The sequence below is a fragment of the Limnohabitans sp. WS1 genome, from assembly GCF_003063265.1.
GTDB lineage: Bacteria > Pseudomonadota > Gammaproteobacteria > Burkholderiales > Burkholderiaceae_C > Limnohabitans_A.
Genome location: NZ_NERU01000016.1, coordinates 27807 through 52169 on the forward strand (window position 1 = coordinate 27807; position 24363 = coordinate 52169).

General features: G+C 62.3%; 26 protein-coding genes and 1 riboswitch. Of the genes, 18 read left to right on the forward strand and 8 right to left on the reverse strand.

The features are described from left to right. Nucleotides 1-813: 813 nt before the first annotated feature. The 4 genes from paaZ to B9Z48_RS16780 all read right to left on the reverse strand — a co-directional run bounded on the left by paaZ (nucleotide 814) and on the right by B9Z48_RS16780 (nucleotide 4818). Nucleotides 814-2859 carry a phenylacetic acid degradation bifunctional protein PaaZ gene (paaZ, locus tag B9Z48_RS16765; RefSeq protein WP_108379938.1) on the reverse strand — a complete coding sequence of 682 codons (2046 nt, stop codon included), beginning with the start codon at nucleotides 2857-2859 and terminating at the stop codon, nucleotides 814-816. Nucleotides 2860-2947: 88 nt separating this feature from the next. Next, entirely contained in the window at nucleotides 2948-4255 is a 1308-nt protein-coding gene (locus B9Z48_RS16770; RefSeq protein ID WP_108379940.1) for a Y-family DNA polymerase, read from the reverse strand. A 58-nt stretch (nucleotides 4256-4313) separates the two neighbouring features. Then, nucleotides 4314-4502: a hypothetical protein gene (locus B9Z48_RS16775; RefSeq protein ID WP_089963281.1), complete on the reverse strand. Its 189-nt coding sequence runs from the start codon at nucleotides 4500-4502 to the stop codon at nucleotides 4314-4316. A gap of 13 nt (nucleotides 4503-4515) precedes the next feature. After that, nucleotides 4516-4818: a hypothetical protein gene (locus B9Z48_RS16780; RefSeq protein WP_089963283.1), complete on the reverse strand. Its 303-nt coding sequence runs from the start codon at nucleotides 4816-4818 to the stop codon at nucleotides 4516-4518. 134 nt (nucleotides 4819-4952) lie between these two features. Here B9Z48_RS16780 and B9Z48_RS16785 point away from each other — a divergent pair, with 134 nt between their 5' ends. The 6 genes from B9Z48_RS16785 (at nucleotide 4953) to B9Z48_RS16810 (ending at nucleotide 8509) form a co-directional block, all read left to right on the forward strand. Then, complete coding sequence (locus tag B9Z48_RS16785) at nucleotides 4953-5399, forward strand: hypothetical protein (RefSeq protein ID WP_089963285.1); 447 nt, start codon at nucleotides 4953-4955, stop codon at nucleotides 5397-5399. Then, nucleotides 5396-5698: a type II toxin-antitoxin system RelE/ParE family toxin gene (locus tag B9Z48_RS16790; protein WP_108379942.1), complete on the forward strand. Its 303-nt coding sequence runs from the start codon at nucleotides 5396-5398 to the stop codon at nucleotides 5696-5698. Before B9Z48_RS16785 ends, B9Z48_RS16790 begins: the two co-directional genes overlap by 4 nt. Before the next feature lie 186 nt (nucleotides 5699-5884). Further along, nucleotides 5885-6940, forward strand: a complete 1056-nt coding sequence (locus B9Z48_RS16795; RefSeq protein ID WP_108379944.1) for a DUF533 domain-containing protein — start codon at nucleotides 5885-5887, stop codon at nucleotides 6938-6940. Between the two features lie 167 nt (nucleotides 6941-7107). Next, entirely contained in the window at nucleotides 7108-7635 is a 528-nt protein-coding gene (locus B9Z48_RS16800; protein ID WP_158273299.1) for a heme-binding protein, read from the forward strand. A gap of 87 nt (nucleotides 7636-7722) precedes the next feature. Beyond that, nucleotides 7723-8073 (forward strand): HNH endonuclease, encoded by a 351-nt coding sequence (locus B9Z48_RS16805; protein ID WP_233261169.1) that lies wholly within the window; start codon nucleotides 7723-7725, stop codon nucleotides 8071-8073. 16 nt (nucleotides 8074-8089) lie between these two features. Continuing rightward, nucleotides 8090-8509, forward strand: a complete 420-nt coding sequence (locus B9Z48_RS16810; RefSeq protein ID WP_108379948.1) for a dihydroneopterin aldolase — start codon at nucleotides 8090-8092, stop codon at nucleotides 8507-8509. Between the two features lie 26 nt (nucleotides 8510-8535). Here B9Z48_RS16810 and B9Z48_RS16815 read toward each other — a convergent pair whose 3' ends face one another. The 3 genes from B9Z48_RS16815 to B9Z48_RS16825 all read right to left on the reverse strand — a co-directional run bounded on the left by B9Z48_RS16815 (nucleotide 8536) and on the right by B9Z48_RS16825 (nucleotide 10759). Beyond that, nucleotides 8536-9201 (reverse strand): SOS response-associated peptidase, encoded by a 666-nt coding sequence (locus tag B9Z48_RS16815; RefSeq protein WP_108379950.1) that lies wholly within the window; start codon nucleotides 9199-9201, stop codon nucleotides 8536-8538. Nucleotides 9202-9337: 136 nt separating this feature from the next. Continuing rightward, nucleotides 9338-9865, reverse strand: coding sequence for a disulfide bond formation protein B (locus B9Z48_RS16820; protein ID WP_108379952.1), 528 nt, complete (start codon nucleotides 9863-9865; stop codon nucleotides 9338-9340). 117 nt (nucleotides 9866-9982) lie between these two features. Then, on the reverse strand, nucleotides 9983-10759 hold the full coding sequence (locus B9Z48_RS16825; RefSeq protein ID WP_108379954.1) for a ferredoxin--NADP reductase: 777 nt from the start codon (nucleotides 10757-10759) through the stop codon (nucleotides 9983-9985). A gap of 213 nt (nucleotides 10760-10972) precedes the next feature. Between B9Z48_RS16825 and B9Z48_RS16830 the strand changes: the two genes are divergently transcribed. From B9Z48_RS16830 to B9Z48_RS21575, 3 genes are read left to right on the forward strand one after another with little or no spacing between them, the layout of a single operon-like run. Beyond that, nucleotides 10973-11245: an oxidative damage protection protein gene (locus tag B9Z48_RS16830; RefSeq protein WP_089963464.1), complete on the forward strand. Its 273-nt coding sequence runs from the start codon at nucleotides 10973-10975 to the stop codon at nucleotides 11243-11245. A gap of 38 nt (nucleotides 11246-11283) precedes the next feature. Next, entirely contained in the window at nucleotides 11284-12957 is a 1674-nt protein-coding gene (mnmC, locus tag B9Z48_RS16835; protein ID WP_233261170.1) for an FAD-dependent 5-carboxymethylaminomethyl-2-thiouridine(34) oxidoreductase MnmC, read from the forward strand. A gap of 55 nt (nucleotides 12958-13012) precedes the next feature. Beyond that, a complete protein-coding gene (locus B9Z48_RS21575; protein ID WP_158273300.1) occupies nucleotides 13013-14257 on the forward strand; it encodes a hypothetical protein in 1245 nt (414 codons plus the stop codon). Nucleotides 14258-14262: 5 nt separating this feature from the next. On the opposite strand, the gene B9Z48_RS21580 is transcribed toward B9Z48_RS21575, so the two are convergent. Beyond that, nucleotides 14263-14424, reverse strand: a complete 162-nt coding sequence (locus B9Z48_RS21580; protein WP_158273301.1) for a hypothetical protein — start codon at nucleotides 14422-14424, stop codon at nucleotides 14263-14265. Nucleotides 14425-14529: 105 nt separating this feature from the next. Here B9Z48_RS21580 and B9Z48_RS16845 point away from each other — a divergent pair, with 105 nt between their 5' ends. From B9Z48_RS16845 to B9Z48_RS16885, 9 genes are all read left to right on the forward strand, one after another. Beyond that, a complete protein-coding gene (locus B9Z48_RS16845) occupies nucleotides 14530-15417 on the forward strand; it encodes a DMT family transporter (RefSeq protein WP_089963474.1) in 888 nt (295 codons plus the stop codon). A 93-nt stretch (nucleotides 15418-15510) separates the two neighbouring features. After that, complete coding sequence (locus B9Z48_RS16850; RefSeq protein WP_089963460.1) at nucleotides 15511-16302, forward strand: sulfite exporter TauE/SafE family protein; 792 nt, start codon at nucleotides 15511-15513, stop codon at nucleotides 16300-16302. A 12-nt stretch (nucleotides 16303-16314) separates the two neighbouring features. After that, complete coding sequence (locus B9Z48_RS16855) at nucleotides 16315-18132, forward strand: nitrite/sulfite reductase (RefSeq protein ID WP_108379956.1); 1818 nt, start codon at nucleotides 16315-16317, stop codon at nucleotides 18130-18132. A gap of 284 nt (nucleotides 18133-18416) precedes the next feature. Next, nucleotides 18417-18809, forward strand: a complete 393-nt coding sequence (locus tag B9Z48_RS16860; RefSeq protein WP_108379958.1) for a DUF934 domain-containing protein — start codon at nucleotides 18417-18419, stop codon at nucleotides 18807-18809. 60 nt (nucleotides 18810-18869) lie between these two features. Next, a complete protein-coding gene (locus B9Z48_RS16865; protein ID WP_108379960.1) occupies nucleotides 18870-19625 on the forward strand; it encodes a phosphoadenylyl-sulfate reductase in 756 nt (251 codons plus the stop codon). 143 nt (nucleotides 19626-19768) lie between these two features. Then, nucleotides 19769-20698, forward strand: coding sequence for a sulfate adenylyltransferase subunit CysD (gene cysD, locus B9Z48_RS16870; RefSeq protein WP_089963452.1), 930 nt, complete (start codon nucleotides 19769-19771; stop codon nucleotides 20696-20698). Nucleotides 20699-20714: 16 nt separating this feature from the next. Beyond that, entirely contained in the window at nucleotides 20715-21995 is a 1281-nt protein-coding gene (locus tag B9Z48_RS16875; protein WP_089963449.1) for a sulfate adenylyltransferase subunit 1, read from the forward strand. A gap of 396 nt (nucleotides 21996-22391) precedes the next feature. Continuing rightward, complete coding sequence (gene fdxA, locus B9Z48_RS16880) at nucleotides 22392-22721, forward strand: ferredoxin FdxA (RefSeq protein ID WP_089963447.1); 330 nt, start codon at nucleotides 22392-22394, stop codon at nucleotides 22719-22721. A gap of 85 nt (nucleotides 22722-22806) precedes the next feature. After that, a complete protein-coding gene (locus tag B9Z48_RS16885) occupies nucleotides 22807-23859 on the forward strand; it encodes an NAD(P)/FAD-dependent oxidoreductase (RefSeq protein ID WP_108380036.1) in 1053 nt (350 codons plus the stop codon). Nucleotides 23860-24233: 374 nt separating this feature from the next. Beyond that, a riboswitch (TPP riboswitch) is annotated at nucleotides 24234-24336 on the forward strand. Nucleotides 24337-24363 lie beyond the last annotated feature (27 nt).

Here is a 24363-nt window from a genome sequence, read left to right on the forward strand (position 1 = left end):
GAAAGGAATGTCGACAGGGACATTACCCTGCATTTTGTGGGAGCCCCGCCCTCGGGGCGATTGTGGGTAGTCTGCGGGGGTGATCGCGACGAGGGCGTCGCTCCTACAAGGGCTGCCCTGCATTTTGTGGGAGCCCCGGCTTCGGGGCGATTCTTGGTGGTCTGCGGGGGTGATCGCGACGAGGGCGTCGCTCCTACAGGGGCTGCATGCATTTTGTGGGAGCCTCGGCCTTGGGGCGATTGTTGGTGGTCTGCGAGGGTGATCGCGACGGGGGCGTCGCTCCTACAAGGGCTGCCCTGCATTTTGTGGGAGCCTCGGCCTCGGGGCGATTGTGGGTGGTCTGCGAGGGTGATCGCGACGAGGGCGTCGCTCCTACAAGGGCTGCCCTGCATTTTGTGGGAGCCCTGCCCTCGGGGCGATTGTTGGTGGTCTGCGAGGGTGATCGCGACGGGGGCGTCGCTCCTACAGGGGCTGCCCTGCATTTTGTGGGAGCCCTGCCCTCGGGGCGATTGTTGGTGGTCTGCGAGGGTGATCGCGACGAGGGCGTCGCTCCTACGGGGAGATTGCCCTGCATTTTGGTGGAGCCCCGCCCTCGGGGCGATTGTTGGGGTCTGCGAGGGTGATCGCGACGGGGGCGTCGCTCCTACAAGGGCTGCCCTGCATTTTGTGGGAGCCCCGCCCTCGGGGCGATTCTTTTGGTCTGCGGGGCTTTTCGCAACGGGGGCGTCGCTCCTACAACAAAAAAACGTTCATGCAGACTTCATCGGGCCTCATCAATTAGACGCCTGAAAGCGCGGCCTGCATGACCCAGTTTCAGCCCTTCTTGGCCACCAGCGTCAAGATGTCGTAGCTGGCCACCAGCTCGCCCAACTGGTTGGTCACTTCCACGTCCCAGGCGACCACGCCTTGGCCCACGCCGTTGGCGTCTTTCTTGTTGCGGTCGATCTTGCGTTTGGCGGTCAAGCGCGCCTGGATGGTGTCGCCAATGCCCACGGGCTTGACGAAGCGCAGCGTGTCCAAGCCGTAGTTGGCCAGCACCGGGCCGGGCGCGGGCGAAACGAACAGGCCGGCGGCTGCAGACAACACGAAGTAGCCGTGCGCGATGCGCTTGCCAAACGGTGAATCCTTGGCAGCGATCTCGTCAAAGTGCATGTAGAAATAGTCGCCCGACAGGCCGCCAAAGGCCACGATGTCGGCTTCGCCCACGGTGCGGCGGTGGGTGAGCAAGCTCTCGCCAATCTGCAGGTCTTCAAAGTGGCGGCGGAAGGGGTGAACCTCGGTCTCGATCAGCTTGGCACCGCGCATGTACTCGCCCGTGACGGCGGCGATCATGGTGGGCGAGCCTTGCAAGGCGGTGCGCTGCATCAGGTGCTTGACAGCGCGGATGCCGCCGAGTTCTTCACCGCCGCCTGCGCGGCCGGGGCCACCGTGTTTGAGCGGGGGCAGAGGCGAACCGTGGCCGGTCGATTCCACCGCCGATTCGCGGTCCAGGATGTGCAAGCGGCCATGCAAAGCGGCTGCCACCGGGATCACGCGGGCCGCGATTTGCGGGTCTTTGGTGACCAGCGTGCCGACCAGGCTGCCTTGGCCGCGAGCGGCCAGCTGCAGGGCTTCGTCGATGCCGTCATACGCCATGAGCGTGCTCACAGGGCCAAAGGCTTCCACGTCGTGCACGCTGTCGGTTTGCAAGGGCTTTTGGCACAGCAGCAACGTAGGCTGGAAGAAAGCACCGCCCTCGACGCCCTGCCCCACTGGGCTGAAACCAGCACCGCCACCAAACACCAGCTCGGCGCTTTGGCGCAGCAGGGCCACACGCTCGGCCACGTCGGCTTGTTGCGAATGTGAGGCCAGGGCCCCCATCTTCACGCCCTCGACCGACGGGTCACCCACCACCACTTTGGCCAGACGGGCTTTGAGCTTTTCAGCGACGGCGTCCAGATGCTGGCGCGGCACGATGGCGCGGCGAATTGCGGTGCATTTTTGGCCCGCCTTGACGGTCATCTCGCGGGCGACTTCTTTCACGAACAAATCAAACTCTTCGTCGTCGGGCGTCACATCGGGCGCGAGGATGGCGCAGTTGAGCGAGTCGGCTTCGGCGTTGAAGGGGATGCTGTGTTTGACCACATTGGGGTGCACACGCAGCATGGCGGCGGTGTCGGCCGAACCGGTGAAGGTGACCACATCTTGGCCGTTCAGGCGGTCCAGCAGGTCGCCCGTGGAGCCGATCACCAACTGGAGCGAACCGGCAGGCAAGATGCCCGATTGCTCGACCAGGCGCACCATGGCTTCGGTCAGGTAACTGGTGGACGAAGCGGGTTTGCCGATGCAGGGCATGCCCGCCAAAAAGCTGGGCGCGAACTTTTCCAAGAGGCCCCAGATAGGGAAGTTGAAAGCGTTGATGTGCACCGCAATGCCGCCGCGTGGCACCAGGATGTGCGTGCCCGCAAAGCCGCCTTTTTTACCCAAAGGAAAAGCTGGGCCTTCGTGGATCAGGTTGCCGCTGGGCAGTTCGTTGCTGCCCATGCTGGAATAGGCAAACAAAGTGCCTGCGCCGCCTTCGATGTCCACCCAGCTGTCGGCGCGGGTGGCACCCGTGTGGGCAGAGATGGCGTAGAGCTGCTCTTTGTGCTCACCCAAGTACTTGGCCAAGGCCTTCAGGCGCTGGGCGCGCTCTTGAAAGTCCAGCTTGAGCAGATTGGGCAGGCCCACAGTGCGGGCATGGTGCACCGCGTCGCCAAAGTCAATGGCTTCGGCATGGGTTTGGTAAACCGTCTGGCCATTGAGGGCGCTGCGCAGATTTTGTGCGCCTTGCTGGCCGATCCATTGGCCACCGATGAAACTTTGCAGGACTTGGGACATGGTTGAGAGCTTTCTGTGAGGTTGATGCCCAATTTGCCAAATTAACCAACCGGGCGGTCGGCGAATTCTAATCGCTTTGCTTCTGACCTCAAACGTCCATCTGCACCGTGCACAAGTTGGCCCAATCGGTGGTGTAACCCGGCGTTTTGAAGTTCTGTTTCATGTGCCAGAGTTTGGCGGTGTGCCCTGCCCCCGCACTGGCCAGCTTGAGCGTCCCTCGCCCATAGCGCTGGTTCAGCTGGTCCATGGCCAGCATCAGGCGCACGCGGTTTTCGGGCATGGTCTCGTCAAAGTCCAGTGTCAGTTGTTCGCGGGTGGCCGGTTGCAGGTCCATCAGCATCACGCCTGCTTTGGCGTATTTGAAGCCGGGTTTGTACAGGCGTTGGACGATGGCGTTGGCCGCCTGGGTGATGTGGGCGCTGTCGCTGGTGGGGCTGGGCAGGGGGATGCTTGCGCTGCGGCTGTATTGCGGGTCTTGTTGCCGGAAGGGGCTGGTGCGGATGAAGGCCATGATTTGGCCGGTGTGGCTGCCTTGTTTGCGCAGTTTTTCTGCGGCGCGGCAGGCAAATTCTGTGATGGCTTCTTGCAGTTCGATCAGCTCGGTCACCGGGTGGCCAAAGCTGCGGGTGCAGGCGATTTGTTGTTTGGGCGGGGGTTCGTCTTCGAACTCGATGCAGGGGGTGCCGTTCAGTTCGCGCACGGTTTTTTCCAGCACCACCGACCAGCCCGCTTTGGCGGCGGCCGGGCTCATGCGTTGCAGGTCCAGGGCGGTGTGGATGCCGTTTTCGCGCAGTTGCGCCCCGATCTTGCGGCCCACGCCCCACACCTCGCCCACTTCGGTGGCCTGCAGCAGGGCCTGCAGTTCTTCGGGGGTGCACGCGCCCAGGTGGCAGATTTGGGCGTGTTGGGCCGGGTAGCTGCCGGGTTTGCGTTCAGCGCTTTTGGCGATGGCGTTGGCCAGTTTGGCCAGGGTTTTGGTGGGGCCGATGCCGATGCAGGTGGGGATGCCGATCCATTGGTGGATGCGTTTTCGGATGGTGCGGGCGCGGCGCACCAGGTCGCCACGGATGCCGCTCAGGTCGACAAAGCTTTCGTCGATGGAGTAGACCTCTTGCTGGTGGCCCAGGCCTGCGGCCAGGCTCATCATGCGGTGGCTCATGTCGCCATAAAGGGCGAAGTTGGCCGACAGGGCGATCAGTCCGGCGTCGCGCTCGAGCTCACGCAGCTGGAAGTAAGGCGCGCCCATCTTGATGCCCAGGGCCTTGGCCTCGTCACTGCGGGCAATGGCGCAGCCGTCGTTGTTGGACAGCACAACCACCGGCCGGCCTTGCAGCCAGGGCTGGAAGACGCGTTCGCAGGAGACGTAGAAGTTGTTGCCGTCGATGAGGGCGAGCATGGGGGGGGTGTCGAATACTGTATAGATGAACAGTATAACGAGACCTTGAGCGGTGGGATCAGGTGATCAGCAACGCGACCGTGATCCCGACCGCGATCAATTCGAGCACCAGATACACGGCGGTGAAGTGTCCAGCCTTGGCGTCTTGGATGAGTTTGCGGATGAAGGGCATGTTGAAAAAAGGAGCCCCCGGCACGACGATGGACACTGGCGGGTATTCATGACGGGTGACACGGCTCGCCGTCACGGCGCTTCAAATTTTATGATTGTTCCGCATGGGCAGGATGATCGTTCGTCCGTCCATCCCCGCTACCGTACCCCGCCACGCCACAAACTCCCCCGCCCAACTTCCAAGCCGCCCGCCCCAGGTACGCCATCCCGAGCGCGCCCATCGACAGCGTCAGACACCACACCGCCCAAAGCACCGCGCCCACCAGCTGGGCGTCGTTCTCGTTCGCGCCTTGGCCAAGTGCCTGCGGTACCTGGTCAAACATCAGTCCGCCGCCCGTGACGATGACGTGAAAAGTGAGAAAGGCCAGCAAGGCTTTGGCGTGGAAGTTCATCGGTGTCCCTTGGCTGATTTGTCCCGGGGACTGCCCCCCGCATCACATGGTGACAGACCTCGCCAGATTGCACGGCTCCTTGAATACCTGCACAATCAACCTTGTTTTCAAACGCAACGGACAAGGAGCCCATCATGCAAAGCATCACCCTGGAGCAGCTGCGTGCTGCAAACGACGCCGGCGGTGTGTCGGGCGTGACCCTGAAGGGGCAAGGCGGGGCGTTTCTGGTTCAGATCGACACCCGCAGCGGCTCCGGCGCCCTGCTGTCAAAGGCCCGCAGCACCGAGCCGCGCCGCTTTGGCAATCCTCTGGCGGCGTTCAATGTGTTGCGAGAAATTGGCATCACAGTGGGCCAGTTCGACGCGACCGACTACGACCCGGCCGACAAAGAACCGACTGCGGGTAACCGAGGCAGGGCCAACGCCATGCGCGGTGCACACGAAGCCGCCGCCTATAACCAGTGGCTGGCCAGCGAAATCCAGGCATCGCTGGATGACCCGCGACCAAGCATTGCGCACGATGACGTCATGGCCGACATGGCCGCCGAGCTGGATGCCTTGAGTCAGAAAATACGAGCATGACGCAGCCGCTTTTTCGCGTCGCATGGCGTCCGATGGCCCGCGAAGACTTGCGCGCCATCGTGCGCTACATCGGCAAGGACAACCCCACGCGAGCCCAGAGCTTTGGCCAAGAATTGCGAGACAAGACGGGGAGGCTGGCACAGCACTCACAGCTTGGTCGGCAGGGCCGGCCAGGTTTGCCCGAATGGTTGCGCGAACTGGTGGTGCACCCGAACGACATCGTGTTTTACCGCGTGCTGACCGAGAGCCGAACCGTCGAAATCTTGCGTGTGAAACACGCAGCACAACAAATACCTTGAGGGGGGTACCCTCTTCTTTTACACCTATCGCCATGAGGCGCGTCGTTGTCAAAAGCGCAGCGCCTGCGCAAAGCGCGTCAATTCCCTTTAGCTACAGGTCATTGCCCCTCGCCAACGAGTACCCTTTTGGCCCCATGTGCTTGAATTGGTTTTTGTCTTCAACCCCATTCAATTCCTGCAAGTCACATGATCAACGCCCCCACCCAGCAAGCGCTTTTGGCCATCATGGTTCACGCCGCCATGGCCGATGGAGAGAAGTCCCAAGCCGAGCGCGACTTTGTGCGCGACCTGTCTTTGCAGCTCGACGAGCAAGGTGGCGCCAGGCAACTCGCCCAGGCTGTGCAAGCCGCGCTGTTGGGGCGTTTGTCGGCGCAACAAGCCGCAGCGCAGCTGCAAGAGCCGATGCACCGCCAACTGGCCTATGAGTGGGCCACCGCCGTGTGCCACGCCGACGGCCTGTGCAGCCCAGTCGAGACGGCGTTTTTGCAGCGCCTCAAAACCGATTTGCAGCTGGGTGGTGCGGAGCCCGAGACCACCGCGCACACCCACGCATTGGCCCAAGCCGCCTATGCCGAAGAGGCCGCCGCGCCGCTGCACGCTGTTAGGGCGGCCACCGCTTTGTCTGGCGTCGCCCTGGTCGGCGCAGCGCCCGCTGCATCGGCCGGGACCCTGGCACACACCTCGCCCGCTGTGCCTGCTGCGCCCGCCTCGCCCGCCGCCCCCGCCGTGGACAGCACCGCCATCGACCGCTCCATCCTCAACTACGCCATCTTGAATGGCGCGCTGGAGTTGCTGCCCCAGTCCTGGGCGTCCATGGCCATCATTCCGCTGCAAATCAAAATGGTCTACCGCGTGGGCCAGGCCCACGGCGTGTCGCTCGACCAAGGTCACATCAAGGAATTCATTGCCGCTGCGGGTGTGGGCCTGACCTCGCAATACATCGAAGAATTTGGCCGCAAGCTGTTGGGCGGTTTGCTGGGCAAGGCGGGGGGCAAGCTGCTGGGCGGTATTGGCAGCCAAGCCACGGGCATGGCGTTTTCATTTGCCAGCACTTACGCGCTCGGCCATTTGGCCAAACGCTATTACGCAGGCGGTCGTGTCATGTCCACCGACTTGCTGCGCCAAACCTACCAAGGCCTGTTGAGCAGCGGCAAGACCCTGCAACAGCAGCACTTGGGTGACATCCAGGCCCGGGCGTCCACCCTGGACGCGGGCGAGGTGATGCGCATGGTCCGGGGCTGATCAAGCGTCCGCAGGCGTGCGCCAGCGGACCGAGGTGCACGCCTGAATTTGCTGTCATGACCCTACTCGCCAAACGAAAGACTCCGATGCGCTGGCTTTTTTCCCTCTTATCGCCCCTCTTATCACCCCTCTTATTTCCCGTCCTGTTCCTTTTGAGTGGAGCCGCTATGGCCGTTGAAGAACCGCGTTACACCGTGCTCGTTTCAGACCCGCCTTTTGAGGTGCGCCGCTACGCCGCCTTCACAGTGGCCCAAACGCAAATCCAGGGCGACTTTGATGCCGCCAGCCGCAGTGGCTTTCGGCGCATTGCTTCTTATATCTTTGGCGACAACCTGCAAGCCGGGCTGGGTGCGCAGCGCAAAATTTCCATGACCGCACCCGTCACCGTCGTGCCCGAGTCCGAGGGCTGGCGCGTGCATTTTGTGATGCCATCGGCCGAGAGCGTGCAGACCCTGCCACAGCCGCTCAACCCGCAAATCCAACTGCGCCCCGTGCCCGAGCATGAGACGGTGGCCGTGCGCTTCAGCGGCTTCACCACACAAGCGAGCATTCAAGAGCAGACCGAGCGCCTGCGGGCTTGGGCGCAGACCCGCCAACTCAAACTCAGCCCCACGGCCCAAATCGCCCGCTACGACGACCCGTTCACCCTGCCTTGGAATCGACGCAACGAGATCTTGATTGACCTGATGCCCTGAAAGCGACCGGGATCAATCGCCCTTTACAGCCTGTGCCGTTGTCGGTCTGATGTAGCCTTGGGCGATGGTTCAAACAGTCTTGTTGCCGTGACAGGGCGCATTCGAAAAAAACTCATTCAAGCCCAGCTTGAAGCCCTGCCCGCACCGCGCAGCGACGCCGTGCTGTGTCCGCTGTGCGAGCGGCCCATTCCGCCCAGCCAACAAGACGCACACCATCTGGTGCCCAAGTCCCACGGCGGCGCACACACCGTGGTGCTGCACCGCATTTGCCACCGCCAAATCCATGCGCTGTTCACCGAGACCGAATTGGCCCGCACCTACGCCACGGTCGAGGCCCTGAAGCAACCCGAAGAGATGGCCCGCTTCATCCGCTGGGTGCAAACCAAGCCCGACGCATTTTTTGAAAAAAGCCGCAAAAGTCGCCGCTTGAAAAGTTAAATCCTGACAGTCCCCCATGCACTTGCCCACAACACCTACCGCCAGCCGGATCGAGCTGAAAGACTTTCACCTGGCCACCCGCATCGGCACCTATACCCCCGGCGACACCGTGCCCGAATACCACGCGCTGGACTTGACACTGTGGATCACCCCCGCTCTGGTGCTGATTCCCGAAGACGGCATGGCGCATGTGTTCGATTACGACCCTCTGGTGATCGAAATCGAACGACTGGCCGCCGACGGGCTGTACGAGACCCAAGAGCGGTTGATGACGCGCATCGTGCAGGCCTGCGCGACTTACCCGGTCATTGAGGCGCTCGACATCGCCTTGCGCAAATTTCCGGTGCGAGCAGGCAGCGGTTCTTTGGGCGTGCGTTCCAGCGTGGATGGCATGCAACTGCAGGGCATGCGGCAGGTCGGGGCCAAGTGGGATTGAAACCAGAACTCGGTCCACACCTTGGATCAAATCAAAGCCGCCTGCACCGGCGCATCGGCCAGCCAGTCATCCGCTGGCCAGGCTTGCAAAAACGCCGCACTCTCGGCTGCACTGGCCTGCAGCCAGTCGTCGTAGCGCTCGGGCGGCAAGATCACCACCGAGCGTTTTTCATCCTGCGGTTTGTGAAAATTGCGCATGAAAGGGTGTGCATCGGCGTTGATGGTCAGCATGGTGAAGCTGTGCACCGTCTCGCCTGCGGGTGAGCGCCATTGCGCCCACAAACCGGCCAGGCCCATGGGCTCGCCACGGGCCAAGGTGATGCGGGTGGGCACGGCTTTGCCGCTGCGCCAGTCGGGCTCAAAAATGGCGCTGACCGGGATGATGCAGTGCTGCGCTCGCCGCCAGGCATCGCGAAAGCTGGGTTTTTCGGCCACGGTTTCGCTGCGGGCGTTGTAGGTGTGGCGGGCCATTTTGTCGTCTTTGGACCAGTGGGGGATCAGCCCAAAACTGCCCAGCAGCGCTTCACGCGCAGGCACGGCGTCATCGCCCACATCGGCGTGGGGGTGGCTGCGGATGAAGGTGCTTTTGTAGCCTGGCCAGACATCGCGCCGCGCCAACTCGCTGGGCAAGTCAACGCCAAAATGCTTTTGAAGCAGGGCCTTGTTGTGGGGGGATTCGTAGTGGGCACACATGGGTCAAATGGTCATCGAGCGGTTTCAAGGACGAGCGGCCAACTGCTGCATGTGGGCGATCAGGTTCTGGCGCGAGGGGCTCAGCACCAGACCACAAGGCTTCGACAATGAGGGGGGGATTTGGTGCGGCCAGGCTCTATCGCGGCGAGGGCGCCGCTCCTACAAGAGAGCGGCTGGAACGGACTGTGGCCGCCACCCAAAGGCCCAACAGCGCAAACACCACAAAGGCCACAAACGACCAGTTGGCGATGGAGCCACCCAAAAAGGTCCAGTCGATCTTGGTGCAGTCGCCGCTGCCTTTGAAGATCATGGGAATGGCGCGGTTAATGGGGAAGTTTTCGACCATGCCGTAAAAGTCACGGCCACAGCTGACGACTTCAGGGGGGTACCACTGCAGCCAGCTTTGGCGGGCAGCCGTGAAGGCACCAAAACCCGCCACCAGCGCCAGCAACACACTTGACACCACAAGCCCCCAGCCGCGCAAACGCCAGCCGACAGCCCCCAACACCACCACACCGATCAGGGCATAACGCTGCACGATGCACATGGGGCAAGGGTTCAGGCCCACAACATGCTGCAAATACAGACCAAATGCCAGCATGCCGATGCCCGACAAGGCGATCAGGGCCAGCCAACGTGGGGGGGTGATGTTGTTCATGTTCATGGGCAAGGGGGTTACAAAAGCGAACGGGCGCATTGTGCGCCCGTGGGGTGACTGGCTGGGTGAAGCCGATCACATGGCCCCAGCCCCATCAGGCATTGCAGGGCCAAGCGCGACGCATCAAGCTTCAGCAAAAGCCCGCTCAATCACAAAGGCACCCGGTGTGCTGGTGTTGCCTTCCTTCAGGCCGCGTTCTTCGCAGATGCGTTTCAAGTCGCGCAGCATTTCGGGGGAGCCGCAGATCATGACGCGGTCGGTCTCGGGGTTGAGCGGGGGCAGGCCCAGGTCGGCAAAGAGTTTGCCGTTTTCCATCAACTCGGTCACCCGGCCCTGGTTTTTATAGGGCTCGCGGGTCACGGTGGGGTAGTACAGCAACTGCTTTGTCACCATCTCGCCCAGAAACTCGTTGGCTGGCAGTTCTTGGGTGATGTAGTCGTGGTAAGCCAGTTCATTGACTTGGCGAACACCGTGCACCAGGATGACTTTTTCGAAACGCTCGTAGGTTTCGGGGTCGCGGATGATGCTCATGAACGGGGCCAAGCCCGTGCCGGTGCCCATGAGGTACAGGTTTTTGCCAGGCAGCAGGTAGTCGCACAGCAAGGTGCCTGTGGGCTTGCGGCCCACGACGATGGTGTCGCCCACCTGGATGTGTTGTAACTTGGAGGTCAGCGGGCCATCGGGCACCTTGATGCTCAAAAATTCGAGGTGTTCTTCGTAGTTGGCGCTGGCAATCGAATAGGCACGCAGCAGCGGTTTGCCGCTTTCCTGGCGCAGGCCAATCATGGTGAAATGGCCGTTCGAAAAACGCAGGGCCTGATCGCGGGTGGTGGTGAAGCTGAACAAGCGGTCTGTCCAGTGGTGAACGCTCAAAACGCGTTCTTCGAGAAATGCACTCATTTGATTTGTGTTGGTTTGGGTTGGGGCCAGAGCCCCAATGCCGCTGAGGGATGCTGAAAGCTTGCTACAGTTGCGGCCTGCAAGAACACGAAGATGGCGCGGCCGCTGGGCAACAACGCGTATTTTCGTGCGATTCGTTCACAACTGGAAATACTGAAATTTTATATCCGTATAACCAGCGCTTCTTAAGATACATCAAGGCTCGACAACACCATGGCACGCACCGTTCAATGCATCAAACTCGGCAAAGAAGCCGAAGGTCTGGATTTTCCGCCCTACCCCGGCGATTTGGGCAAACGCATTTGGGAAGGCGTGAGCAAACAAGCCTGGGCCGACTGGCTCAAGCACCAGACCATGCTGGTCAATGAAAACCGCCTGAACCTGGCCGATTTACGAGCCCGCCAATACTTGGCCCGCCAAATGGAAAACCATTTCTTTGGTGCGGGTGCCGATGCCGCGCAAGGCTACGTGCCCCCTGCAGCCTGAGCCCGAACCTGAACGCGCCAGCCCGGCAGCACTGGCATGTGCTGCAAACCGGGTTTGACCAAGGCCAGCATTTTTTGGCCACTTGGGCCTCTTGGGCCTCTTGGGCCACCTCGGCAAGCTCGGCCAGTTCGCAGCGCGACCCTCACCGCCCTCGCCACTTGTTTTTCACGGTGGTGACCGATCAGCCTTTGCCGACTCGGTCGGCCTTGCAAGCTTGGCCGGTAGAGCCTGCACTGCAAACCTTCAAGGACGAGTGGCTGGCTGCTTGGCACGGCATGTCACCGGGCACCCACCGCCTGGTTTTGGGGGGTGGGCACGTCCACTTGACCGTGCATGCAGGGCCTGCCGACAAGCTTGGCCGTGAACTCGATGTGCCTGCCGACCAAGTGCTGATGGGCGCTGAACACCTGACCCCGGCCTGGGCCAAACCCACCGAACACCCGTTTTACAACACCCGCCGCAGCCGACAACACCTGAGGCAGGCCAAGCCGCCCACCCGCCGTGAGGTGGTGGTCATTGGCGCTGGCTTGTCAGGCTCGGCCGTGGCGCACAGCCTGGCCCTGAGGGGGTGGCAGGTCACGGTGATTGAGCAAGGCACGGGTGTGGGTGCCGGTGCGTCTGGCTTGCCCGTGGGACTGGCCGCCCCCCATGTTTCACCCGATGACAGCGTGTTGTCGCGCATCACCCGCGCGGGTGTGCGGGCCACCTTGCAACGAGCGCAAACACTGCTGACTGCCGACACCGATTGGGCCCCCACGGGCGTGTTGGAGCACCGTGTGGAGGGCAAACGCAGTCTGCCCACCGGACCCGCCTGGCCCGACAGCGCCCACGAATGGAGCACCCCTGCCAGCGCCGAACTCATCGCCGCTGCAGGCTTGCCGCCCGGCTCACCCGCACTGTGGCATGGCCTGGCTGGCTGGATCAGGCCGCGACAACTGGTGAGCGCCCAATTGCAAACACCCGGCATTCGGGTCATGTGGGGGCAAACAGCGGCCCGCGTGCAAATTGGCCCAGGCCACACCGAAGACGGCGAAACAACATGGCAAGTGCTGGACCCACAAGGCCAAGAGCTGGCCCGTGCCAGCCTGGTGGTTTTGGCCAGCGCCTATGACACCCACCCCCTGCTGCAAGCCCTGTGCGCCGATGGCGAAAAACCGCCTGTCCCACTGAACCCCTTGCGCGGGCAAATCAGTGCGGGAGAGATGCAGGCGCTGTCGGCTTCGCAACATGCGCAACTGCCGCCTTTTCCGGTCAATGGCCACGGCAGCTTCATCAGCGGCGTGCCCACACTCACCGGGCAAGCCGGCTGGTTCATCGGCTCGACCTTCGAGCGCCAATGCGTCAAGGCCCCGGTGCGAGAAGAAGACAACGCCGCCAACCAGCAGCGTTTGTCCACCTTGTTGCCACATCTGGGGGCCAGCCTGCAAGACCAGTTTGCACCCGGGCAGGTGCAGGGCTGGGCAGGTTTGCGCTGCACCTTGCCCGACCGCCTGCCTGCGGTGGGGCCGATCAACCCCCAGCGTTGGCCCGGGCTGTGGATGGTCTCGGGCATGGGGGCTCGGGGCATCAGCCTGGCCGTCATGGCCGGCGAACTCTGCGCGGCCTGGCTCGAAAACGAACCACTGCCCTTGGCACCCAGTCTGGCCCGGCACCTGATGGCCGAGCGATTTTCTGTACAAACAGCCCCAGCAGGCTCAAAAAGATCACTTTAGAAATCTTCATGGTGTCTAATCCGCTCACTTCGTATTGAATTGTTTGCACCGCGCCATGAACTCCTGGACTGCCCCCGCCACCCTCGACCTTGACAGCTTGCCGCACAACGCGGCCCCGTCCGAGCTGACGCGCTTTGCCCAAGCGGTCACAGACCAAGGCAAAAGCCTGATGGTGGTGCGGTCTTCGTCCGAAGAATTGGACACGCTCAGTGACAACCTTCAATCGCTGTGGCGCACCCATGCGCCCATGGTGCTTTTAGAGCACTGCAGCGGTCGCCACAGTGCGGGCTTGTTGGGGCTGGTCAATGCCACACTGGCCGAACGACCCCTGCACCTGGCCATGCAAACCCAAGACTGCACACCCTTGCAAAAGCTGTGTGTGGTGCGCGATGCAGAGTGTTTGACCGCCTCCGAACTGCTGCTCTTGCAAGGCATCATCGACGGATTTCCCGGCTGGCGCCTCGGTTTGGTGTTGTTGTTCAAAACCACGCTGGACACCTCGGAAAAGCTCAGCGCTGTTTTGAATGCGCCCAGCAAAAACCTGATGATTTGGCAAATGCACAGCCCCGCCGCGCCTGCCGCCGCGCCCCGCCCTGCCCCATCGGGCAAACTGTGGTTGGCGGGCTTGTTGGGCCTGGCCGTGCTGGCTGCCACCGTGGTCTCGCAACGCCCGGCCACAGCCCCCGCTGCGCCCACATCGCCTGGTTTGGCCCAAACCAGGCCAGCCAGCCCAGACGCCTCAATCGCCAGTGCCACACCAGAGGCACGCGGCTTGGGTGAAAGCAGCGCCCAAGCGGCTGGAGAAAACCAAGCTGCCCCCTCTATGGCCACACAAGTGCCATCTGCTGCGGCACCCACAGCCTCATCCACACCCACATCCGCCTCTGCCCCCGAATCCACCAGCGCAGCGCCATCCAGTGCCGCCGTGACCGCCGCCTCTGAACCCAGCGCCGCGGCCACACCACTGCCCCCTGTGCCCGAGGCAGCGCAGCGCGGTTACCGCTGGCTGGCCGCCATCCCCAAAGACTATTTTCTGATCCTGCACGGCAGCCACAGCAGCGCCGCACAAGCCAAACGACAAATCGACGCCAAAGCCGAGTTGGTCAACGCCCGCATGATCATGCTCAAGCCCACCGACACAGAAAGCACACGTTTTTGGGTTGTCACTGGGCCGTTTCGCTCACAAGAGCGGGCAGAAAACTTCAGACTCCGTCAAAACCTGCCCGTGTCCACGCTGATTTTGGAAGCCGGTGACGTGCTCAAGCGCAGCCGACCAGTGCCCAAAGCCAAAGCAGGCTGAAGCCCTTACTTCATCGCTTGCGCCGGGCGGCAAGCCTTCAAACAGGCATCGCTTGCTTGCTCGTTTTTGCCATCGGCATAAGGCCACTGCACCAAGGTGACTTTGCCGCCGCGTGGGTAAAGCTTGCCCACATAGGCCTCTACCAAGCAAGCAAAAAGGACTGTCATTGCCGTCCATGAGCCTCTCGCTGATGGCACATAGAACCAGCGGGGTGCGCGCATCAAAAAAACGAGGCCATGCTCAGCAAAGCCCCCGCTGATAATGGACTGACCATGAACGGACGCCAATTCACCCAACTTGTTCTTTTGTCCGCCGTTTGGGGCGGCTCGTTTCCGCTCATCCGCGTGGCCGCCCCGGCTTTTGGCCCCATCACCATGGCTTGTCTGCGTTGCGCCCTGGCGGCGCTGGTGCTCAGCGCCATCATGCGCTGGACGCGCCAGGCCTGGCCGGCACGCCAACACTGGCGCTCGCTCACCGGGCTGGGTATCTTGACCTTGGTGGTGCCCTTTGTCTTGTACAACTGGGCCGGTCTGATCTTGCCGGCCGGGTATTCGGCTGTGCTCAACGCCACCGCCCCCATGTTTGGGGTCTTGGCCGGGGTCATGCTGGCCCAAGAACGGTTCACCCCCAGCAAACTGCTGGGCTGTGGCATCGGTCTGCTGGGCGTGACGCTGTTGCTGGGCTTGGGGCCCGTGAACCCGAACCTGAAAGTGCTGCTGGCCACCTTGGCCTGCGTGGTGGCCGCTGGCTGTTATGGCTTTGGGGCCATCTTCATGAAGCGAGCCACCCTGGCCCACCATGCGCTGCCCGCCTCAGCGGTGGTGCACCTGACCAGCGCTCTGGTGCTGGTGCCCGCAGCGGCTGCCACCGCCCCCAGCCAAGCGGTGGGCCTGCCCGCGCTGCTGGCTTTGTTGGTGCTGGGCGCAGTCACCTCGGGCTTCACTTACTGGATCAGCATGCGCCTGATGCGGGACATCCCGGCCAGCGCTTCCACCTCGTCGGCTTTTTTGATTCCCCTTTTTGGCGTGACCTGGGGGGCCCTGTTTTTGGACGAACCCCTCACACCCGGCCTGCTGCCAGGTGTGCTGCTCATCTTGATCGCTTCGGCATTGCTCACCGGATTCAACCCCTTTCGAACCTTTCAACGCAGCAAGCACTGAGCCAGGGTCCAACATCCTCTTATAAGCCTCAAGAATATATACCCAACTAAAAAATCGTTTGTTTAGGCATAAAGACGCCTTAAAGTCGCCCCCATGGTTGATTTGGCTTATGTCTTTGCAGGTTTCTTCGTAGGCACCATCGTGGGCCTGACGGGGGTGGGCGGTGGGTCCTTGATGACGCCGCTCTTGATCTTTTTCTTTGGCGTCAAGCCCTACATGGCGGTCGGCACCGACTTGCTGTTTGCGGCTTTCACCAAACTGGGCGGCACCATCAGTTTTGCCCGCCAGCGCATCGTGCCCTGGCGCGTGGTGGGCTTGCTGAGCGCGGGCAGCATTCCGGCCTGCTTGGTGACCCTGGGCTTTTTGCACTGGGTGGGGCCTGCCGATCCCAAAGTGCAGTCGTTGATGACCACCACTTTGGGTGTGGCCTTGCTGCTGACGGCTGCGGCCATGCTTTACAAAGCTGTGCGTGGCAAGCAAGTGCCCCGCCACTTGGCCAGTGCGGACGAAGCCCATGCGAGCACCCCACGCCACTGGAGCCTGCCGGTGGTGTTCGGCGCCCTGATTGGCACCTTGGTCACCCTCACCTCGGTCGGCGCGGGTGCCATTGGCGTCACAGTTTTGCTCTTGCTTTACCCCATGCTGCCCCTGCCGCGCATCGTGGCCGCCGACATCGCTTATGCCGTGCCGCTCACGCTGGTGGCGGGGCTGGGCCATGCCTCATTGGGGTCTGTCGACTGGCCTTTGCTGGCCAAGCTGCTGGCGGGCTCACTCCCTGGCATCTGGCTGGGCTCGCGCCTGACCCACCACACGCCCGATCGCGTGATCCGTTCCTTGCTTTCCGTCTTGCTGGCTTGGGCTGGCACCAAACTCGTTTTGATCTGAAGAAGAACCCTCATGTACCAATACACCGAATTTGACAAACAGTTCGTGCGCGCCCGCGCTGCTCAACACCGTGACCAACTCGAGCGCTATCAGGCCGGGCAACTCAGCGGCGATGAATTCAAGCCCCTGCGCCTGCAAAACGGCTGGTACGTGCAGCGCTACGCCCCCATGCTGCGGGTGGCCGTGCCCTACGGCGAAATCTCGGCGTCCCAGCTCAAAGTGCTGGGCCAAATTGCCCGCGAATACGACACGCCCGACGCCGCCCTGCTGGCCGAAGCCCAGGCCACGCAAGACAAAATTGACAGGCCTTCATCCAAAGTTTCGCCCAAGCTGACCACCAACTACGGCCACTTCACCACCCGCCAAAACGTGCAGTTCAACTGGATTCCGCTGTCCAAATCGGCCGAGGTGATGGACCTGCTGGCCAGCGTGAACATGCACGGCATTCAGACCAGCGGCAACTGCATCCGCAACACCACCACCGACGAGCTGGCCGGTGTGGCGGTGGACGAGGTGGTCGACCCACGCCCCTATGCAGAGCTGATCCGCCAGTGGAGCACGCTGCACCCCGAGTTCGCGTTTTTGCCCCGCAAATTCAAGATCGCCATCACGGGTGCTCTTGAGGACCGCGCCGCCATTGGCTGGCACGACGTGGGCCTGCAAATGGTCAAGAACGCCGCGGGCGAAGTGGGCTTCAAGGTGCTGGTGGGCGGCGGCATGGGCCGCACGCCTGTGGTGGGCACGCCCATCCGCGAGTTCCTGCCCTGGAACCAGATCATGAATTACCTCGAAGCCGTGATCCGCGTGTACAACCGCTGGGGCCGCCGCGACAACCTGTACAAGGCCCGCATCAAGATTTTGGTCAAGGCCGAAGGCCAGCGCTACTTTGACGAAGTCGAGGCCGAGTACCAGGACATTCTGGTCAAGGACGGCGGCCTGCACACCATCCCGCAAGCCGAATTCGACCGCGTGGCCGCCTGCTTTGCGGCACCGGCGCTGAGCCTGCCTGTAGATCAGGGTGAATGGGCAGCTAAAGCCGAAGCCGACGTCAGCATCGAAGCGGCCAAAACGCCCGCCTTTGCCCGCTGGATCGCACAAAACGTCAAGCCCCACCAGAACCCGGCCCTGCGTGCCGTGAGCCTGTCCTTCAAGCGTGTAGGCCAAGCCCCCGGTGACGCCACCGCCGACCAGCTCGATGCCGCCGCGGCGCTGGTCGCCCAATATTCCGCAGGCGAAGCCCGCGTGACCCACACCCAAAACCTGGTGCTGCCTTGGGTGCGCCTGGACCAGCTGCACGCCCTGTGGCTTGAGGCCAAGGCCTTGGGCCTGGCCCAGCCCAACATCGGTTTGCTGACCGACATGATCGCCTGCCCCGGCGGCGATTACTGCGCCTTGGCCAATGCCCGCTCGCTCCCTTTGGCCGCCGCCATCACCGAACGCTACCAGGATCTGGACGAGCTGAACGACCTGGGCCACATCGACTTTCACATCAGCGGCTGCATCAACTCCTGCGGTCACCACCACTCGGGCCACATCGGCATTTTGGGCGTGGACAAGGACGGCAAGGAGTGGTACCAGGTCACGCTGGGCGGCTCGGACGGCAAAGACCTGTCAGGCCCCACCACCCCCGGCAAGGTGGTCGGCCCTTCGTTCTCGTCGTTTGAAGTGCCTGATGTGATTGAAGCGATTTTGGACACCTACAAAGCCCTGCGGACCAGCCAGGGCCACAAGGCCGAAGCCTTCATCGACACCCTGCGCCGCGTGGGGCAAGACCCGTTCAAGGCAGCGGCCAATGCCGCCCGTCACCCCGCCGAGGAAACCACCGCCTGACCCCCTTTGTAGGAGCGACGCCCCCGTCGCGATCAAGCCACGCATACCACCAAGAATCGCCCCGAGGGCGGGGCTCCTACAACATGCACAACATCCAACGCCACTCAACATCGCCTCGAGGCCGGGGCTCCTGCAACATGCACGACATCCAACACCACCCACCATCGCCCCGAGGGCGGGGCTCCCACAACCTGCACAGCATCCCCTTGTAGGAGCGACGCCCTCGTCGCGATGAGCTTCAAATCGCAGCGAGGGTGCCTCTCCTGCACCAGAAAAGAACGACCATGAACATCCTCTCCTCATCCGAACACCAAACCATTGAATCGCCAGAGGCCCTCACATTGACCAACGACGCCGACCCGCGCACGCTCGACCTGAACGGCATCACCCGCATCGACCTGCAGTTCCCCAAATTCACCGACGGCCGCGCCTACAGCCAGGCCTTTTTGCTACGCCGCCGTTTGGGCTTTGCAGGCGAATTGCGTGCCACGGGCGATGTGCTGATTGACCAATTGGTGCAGATGCAGCGCACGGGTTTTGACGTGGCCGTGCTGCGTGAAGGCGTGGACGCCTCGGCAGCGCAGCGCCAGTTTGAGCGCTTTGCCGGGTTCTACCAAGGCTCGGCTGTCGAAACCCAACCGCACTTTGCCGTAGGAGCGACGCCCTCGTCGCGATAACTTCCGGACCTTCACCACCGCTTCATCGCCACGAGGGCGTGGCTCCTACAGACAACATCCATGACTTCCAGCCTGATTTCTTCTCGCAATGCTCCGGTCAAAGCCACCGAGCAAAACGCCAAGGCCAGCCCTGACTTTGCAGGCAAACTGGCCGAGACCCAAGCCTTGCTGCAACGCGCGGCCACCGAGTTCACCCCCGTGACCCAAGCCTCCAGCCTGGGTGCCGAAGACGTGGTGATCACGCACCTGATCAACAGCCTGCAGCTCGACATCCCGGTCTTTGTGCTGGAAACAGGTGCGCTGCACACCGAGACCCTGGCCCTGCTCGAGCGCACCCAAGCGCATTCGCAAGCCCCCATCAAGGTGTACCGCCCTGTGTCCGAATCGGTCATCCAGTTTGTGCGTGAAAAAGGTCAGGACGCGATGTACCAGAGCATCGACTTGCGCAAGGCCTGCTGTGGCGTGCGCAAGATGGAACCGCTGGCCCGCGCCTTGACTGGTCAACGTGCCTGGATCACGGGTCTGCGCCAAGAGCAATCCAACGCCCGCGCCGAAGTGCCCCTGCTCGACGAGAGCGAAGTGGCCACCAAGGCTTTGTACAAGTTCAACCCGCTGGCCAAATGGACCTGGGGTGACGTGTGGCACTACATCGCCACAAACGAGGTGGACTACAACCCGCTGCACGACCAGTTTTTTCCGAGTATCGGCTGCGCCCCTTGCACCCGCGCCATCAGCCTGGGCGAAGAGTTCCGCGCCGGGCGCTGGTGGTGGGAAGACGAGGCGGCCAAGGAATGTGGCCTGCACGTCAAGAAATGAATCCCTCGTAGGTCGGTGGCTTCAGCCCCGACATGCATGGCCCCCGTAGGTCGGCAGCTTTAGCTCCGACATGCAAGCTTGGATAACAGACAACGTCGGGGCTAAAGCCACCGGCCTACAAAAACCTCTACGAAAAGCCCAACATGACCGCCTTCACCCCCACCGAACTGCACACCCTGAGCAACGCCCACCTGGACGCACTGGAAGAAGAAACCATCTTCATCCTGCGCGAAGTTGCCGCCGCCTTCGAGCGCCCCACCCTGCTGTTTTCGGGCGGCAAGGACTCGCTGGTCATGCTCAAGTGCGCCGAAAAAGCTTTCGGCGCAGGCCGCATCCCCTACCCGCTGCTCATGATCGACACCGGCCACAACTTCACCGAAGTGACCGACTTCCGCGACGCGCGTGCCAAAGAACTGGACGCTGAGCTGATCGTGCGCAGCGTCGAAGACTCCATGAAAAAAGGCACCGTGCGCCTGGCCCACCCCGGCGAGAGCCGCAACGTGCACCAGTCGGTCACGTTGCTCGAAGCGATTGAAGAGTTCCGCTTTGACGCGCTGATCGGTGGTGCCCGCCGCGACGAAGAAAAGGCCCGCGCCAAAGAGCGCATCTTTTCGCACCGCGACAGCTTTGGCCAATGGCAGCCCAAGGCGCAGCGGCCCGAACTGTGGACGTTGTTCAACCACAAGCTGCAACCGGGCGAGCACTTTCGCGTATTCCCCATCAGCAACTGGACCGAGCTGGACGTGTGGCAATACATTGCCCGCGAACGCATTGCGCTGCCCTCGATCTACTACACCCACAAACGTGAAGTGGTGGACCGCCGGGGCCTGCTGGTGCCGGTGACCGAGCTGACACCCACCAAAGACGGCGAAAAAGTGGTGGTGCGCGACGTGCGTTTTCGCACCGTGGGCGACATCACTTGCACTTGCCCGGTGGAGAGCACCGCGTCCACGCCTGAGCAGATCGTGATCGAGACGCTGGCGGCCGATGTGAGTGAGCGCGGCGCGACCCGCATGGACGACAAGACGTCCGAGGCTTCGATGGAGAAGCGCAAAAAAGACGGCTATTTCTGATCAGGAAGCAAAAGACATGCACAACAACCAACATTTCTCAGCCCTCAAATTCATCACCTGCGGCTCGGTCGACGATGGCAAAAGCACGCTGATTGGCCGCCTGCTGGTCGACACCAAGGCGGTGCTGCAAGACCACCTGGCCGGGGTGCAGCGGTCGGGCGAAACCGACTTGGCCCTGCTGACCGACGGCCTGAGCGCCGAGCGCGAACAAGGCATCACCATTGACGTGGCCTACCGCTACTTCAACACCGAAGCGCGCAAGTTCATCATCGGTGACGCGCCCGGCCACGAGCAGTACACCCGCAACATGGTCACCGCCGCATCGAGCGCCGACGCCGCCGTGGTGCTGGTCGACGCCATCAAGCTCGACTGGGCCAACCCCAACTTGCAACTGCTGCCGCAAACACGCCGCCACTCGCTGCTGGTGAACCTGCTGCGTGTGCCCTCCATCGTGTTCGCCATCAACAAGCTCGACGCTGTGACCGATGCCACTGTGGCTTACCAAAACATCGCGCGGGCGTTGAACAAATTCGCCCAAGAAGCGGGCATCACCGTCACCGCCATGGTGCCCGTGTCGGCGCTCAAGGGCTGGAACGTGGTGACCACCGAGAACAACGACCAGCCTGACTGGTGCGGCTACACCGGCCCCAGCCTTTTGAGCATCCTTGAAGACCTGCCCGTCACCCCGGCCGAGACCGATGTGGCCTTCAGCTTCCCGGTGCAGTGGGTCGAAAAATTCCATGACTCCGGCGTCACCACCCAGGGCCGACGCGTGTTCTGGGGCCGTGTGGCCACCGGCAGCATCGCGCCGGGCCAGACCGTCAAGGTCTTCCCCAGCGGCCAAACCGCCGTGGTGTCCCAAGTGCTGTCGGCCACCCGCCAGCCGCAAAACAAAGCCGCAGGCCACAGCGCAGGCATCGTCCTCGACCGCGAGGTGGATGTGTCGCGTGGCGACTGGCTGCTGGCCGCCGAGGGCGCTCCTGAGGGCCAGCGCCAGCTGAGCACCACCATCGCCTGGATGGACGACGAGCCCTTGGTGGCGGGCCGCCTGTACTGGGCGCTGCACGGCCACCGCTGGGTCAAAGTGAAGGTGCAGCGCGTGGTGCACCGCCTGAACGTGAACACCTTGGCCGAAGAAGAAGCCAGCGAACTGCCCCCCAACGCCATTGGCCATGTCACGCTGGCCCTGCAAGAGCCGCTGGCGACCCTGCCCTTTGCCCAGTCGCGCATTTTGGGTGCGCTGGTACTGGTGGACACGGCCAGCCACAAAACCTCGGGGGCTGTGCTGGTGAACTGAGTCGACATGTCGGGGCTGAAGCCACCGACCTACAGGTTCATTTCATGCCGGGGCTCAAACCACCGGATGACACCATGATTTTGTAGGTCGGTGGCTTCAGCCCCGACAAATCGACCCGCATCGCCCGCACCACCGGTTGATACCATGATTTTGTAGGTCGGTGGCTTCAGCCCCGACAAATCGGTCCGCATCGCCCGCACCACCGGTTGACACCATGATTTTGTAGGTCGGTGGCTTCAGCCCCGACAAATCGACCCGCATCGCCCGCACGTTTGATTCACCATCATCCCTTTCATGAGCAGGGGTTCGCCTCCGGAGGTCGGCCAACGATCTCCTTTAAAATCCAGACTTCCGTGCCCATCTGACAGCGCGGACCCCTTTTTTTCCGAGTCCATCATGACCCACGTTGTTTCCGAATCCTGTATCCAGTGCAAATACACCGACTGTGTGGACGTTTGCCCTGTGGACTGCTTCCGCGAAGGCCCCAACTTCTTGACCATCGACCCCGATGAGTGCATCGACTGCGCCGTGTGCATCCCCGAATGCCCCGTCAACGCCATCTATGCCGAGGAAGACCTGCCGGCCGACCAACAGCACATGACGAAGCTGAACGCCGAGCTGGCCCTGTTGCCCGGCTGGAAAAGCATCACCAAACGCAAAACACCCATGGCCGATGCCGATGCCTGGAAAGACAAAACCGGCAAGCTGGCCGAATTGATCCGCTGAACGCCAGCGCCCCAAGGCTGATCGTTTGCCCGGCCCCTTCAAGCAAGGGGCCGATTTTTCGGCCATTTTTTTTCAAATACCTCCCATGACCCAGGCCCCCATCGAGACCGAAGCGCTGGTCATTGGCGCAGGCCCCGTGGGCCTGTTTCAGGTGTTTCAGCTGGGCCTGCAAGGCATTCACTGCCAAGTGATCGACGCCCTGCCCCATGTCGGCGGGCAATGCGCCGAGTTGTATGCGGGCAAACCGATTTACGACATCCCGGGCATTCCGTTTTGTACCGGCCAAGAGCTGGTCGAGCGCTTGCAGCAGCAAATTGCCCCCTTCAAAGCCACGCTGCACCTGGGCCAACAAGTCACCCACATCGAACGCCAAGCCGACCAGCGCCTGGCCATCAGCACCGATGCGGGACAACACTTTCTCACCTCCACCTTGTTCATTGCGGCGGGTGTGGGCGCTTTTGTGCCGCGCCGCATGGTGCTGGATGGCTTGAGCGCTTTTGAAGGCACGCAGGTGTTTGCCGAACACCCCGCGCCCAAGCGCTGGGCAGGACGCCACTTGGTGGTGGCCGGCGACGGCGACACCGCCTTGCAAACCTGCCTGGACGCAGCCCAAGGCCCCCAAGCGGCCGCCAGCGTCACCCTGCTGCACCGGCGCGACCAGTTCAGCGCCGCACCCGAGTTGACCGAGCAAATGCGCCAAGCCTGCGCCCAAGGCCGCATGCGCTTTGTGGCCGGACAACCCACTGGACTGAAGGTGGAGCAAGGCCGCCTGCAAGCGCTGGAACTGCTCAACCCGCAAGGCGAAACCGAATGGCTGAGCCTGGATGTGCTGCAAACCTGTCTGGGCCTGTCGCCCAAATTAGGCCCCGTGGCTCAATGGGGCCTGGCCATGGAACGCAAGCAACTGGTGGTCAACACCGAAAATTTCGGCACTTCGGAGCCCGGCATCTTTGCCGTGGGTGACATCAACACCTATCCCGGCAAAAAGAAACTCATCCTCTGCGGCTTCCACGAAGCCACGCTGGCCGCTTTCGGCGCGGTGGCCTTGCTGCGGCCTGCCGAAAAACAGCTCTTGCAATACACCACAACCTCCACCCTGCTGCATCAACGCTTGTTGCTGCAACCAACACAAGCCTGAAACCCATCGAAGTTTGCAGGAACGCCGTTTGGGCGAATGCACCACAGTTTGTGGGAGCCCTGCATTTTGTGGGAGCCCCGCCCTCGGGGCGATGGGTGGTGGTCTGCGAGGCTTGATCGCGGCGAGGGCGCCGCTCTTACAACGAGATGCCCCTCCCTTTGTGGGTGCCCCGCATTTTGTGGGAGTCCTGCATTTTGTAGGAGCCCCGCCCTCGGGGCGATGGGTGGTGGTCTGCGAGGCTTGATCGCGGCGAGGGCGCCGCTCCTACAACGAGATGCCCCGCATTTTGTGGGACCCCCAGCACAGGCAAACCCCCTGCCCACGCAGTGGTGAGCGCCTTGACCTAGAATCCTCCTCGCGCCGCAATTCTGCGGCGCATTCGCTAGGGGTGTTGAAAGCCGTGAGGCCTTCGACTGAGAAAGTCCCTTTGAACCTGATTGAGGTAATCCTCGCGCAGGGAAGCTTGTCAAAAGAACCGTGTCCCATTTGTGGGCGCACCACGTT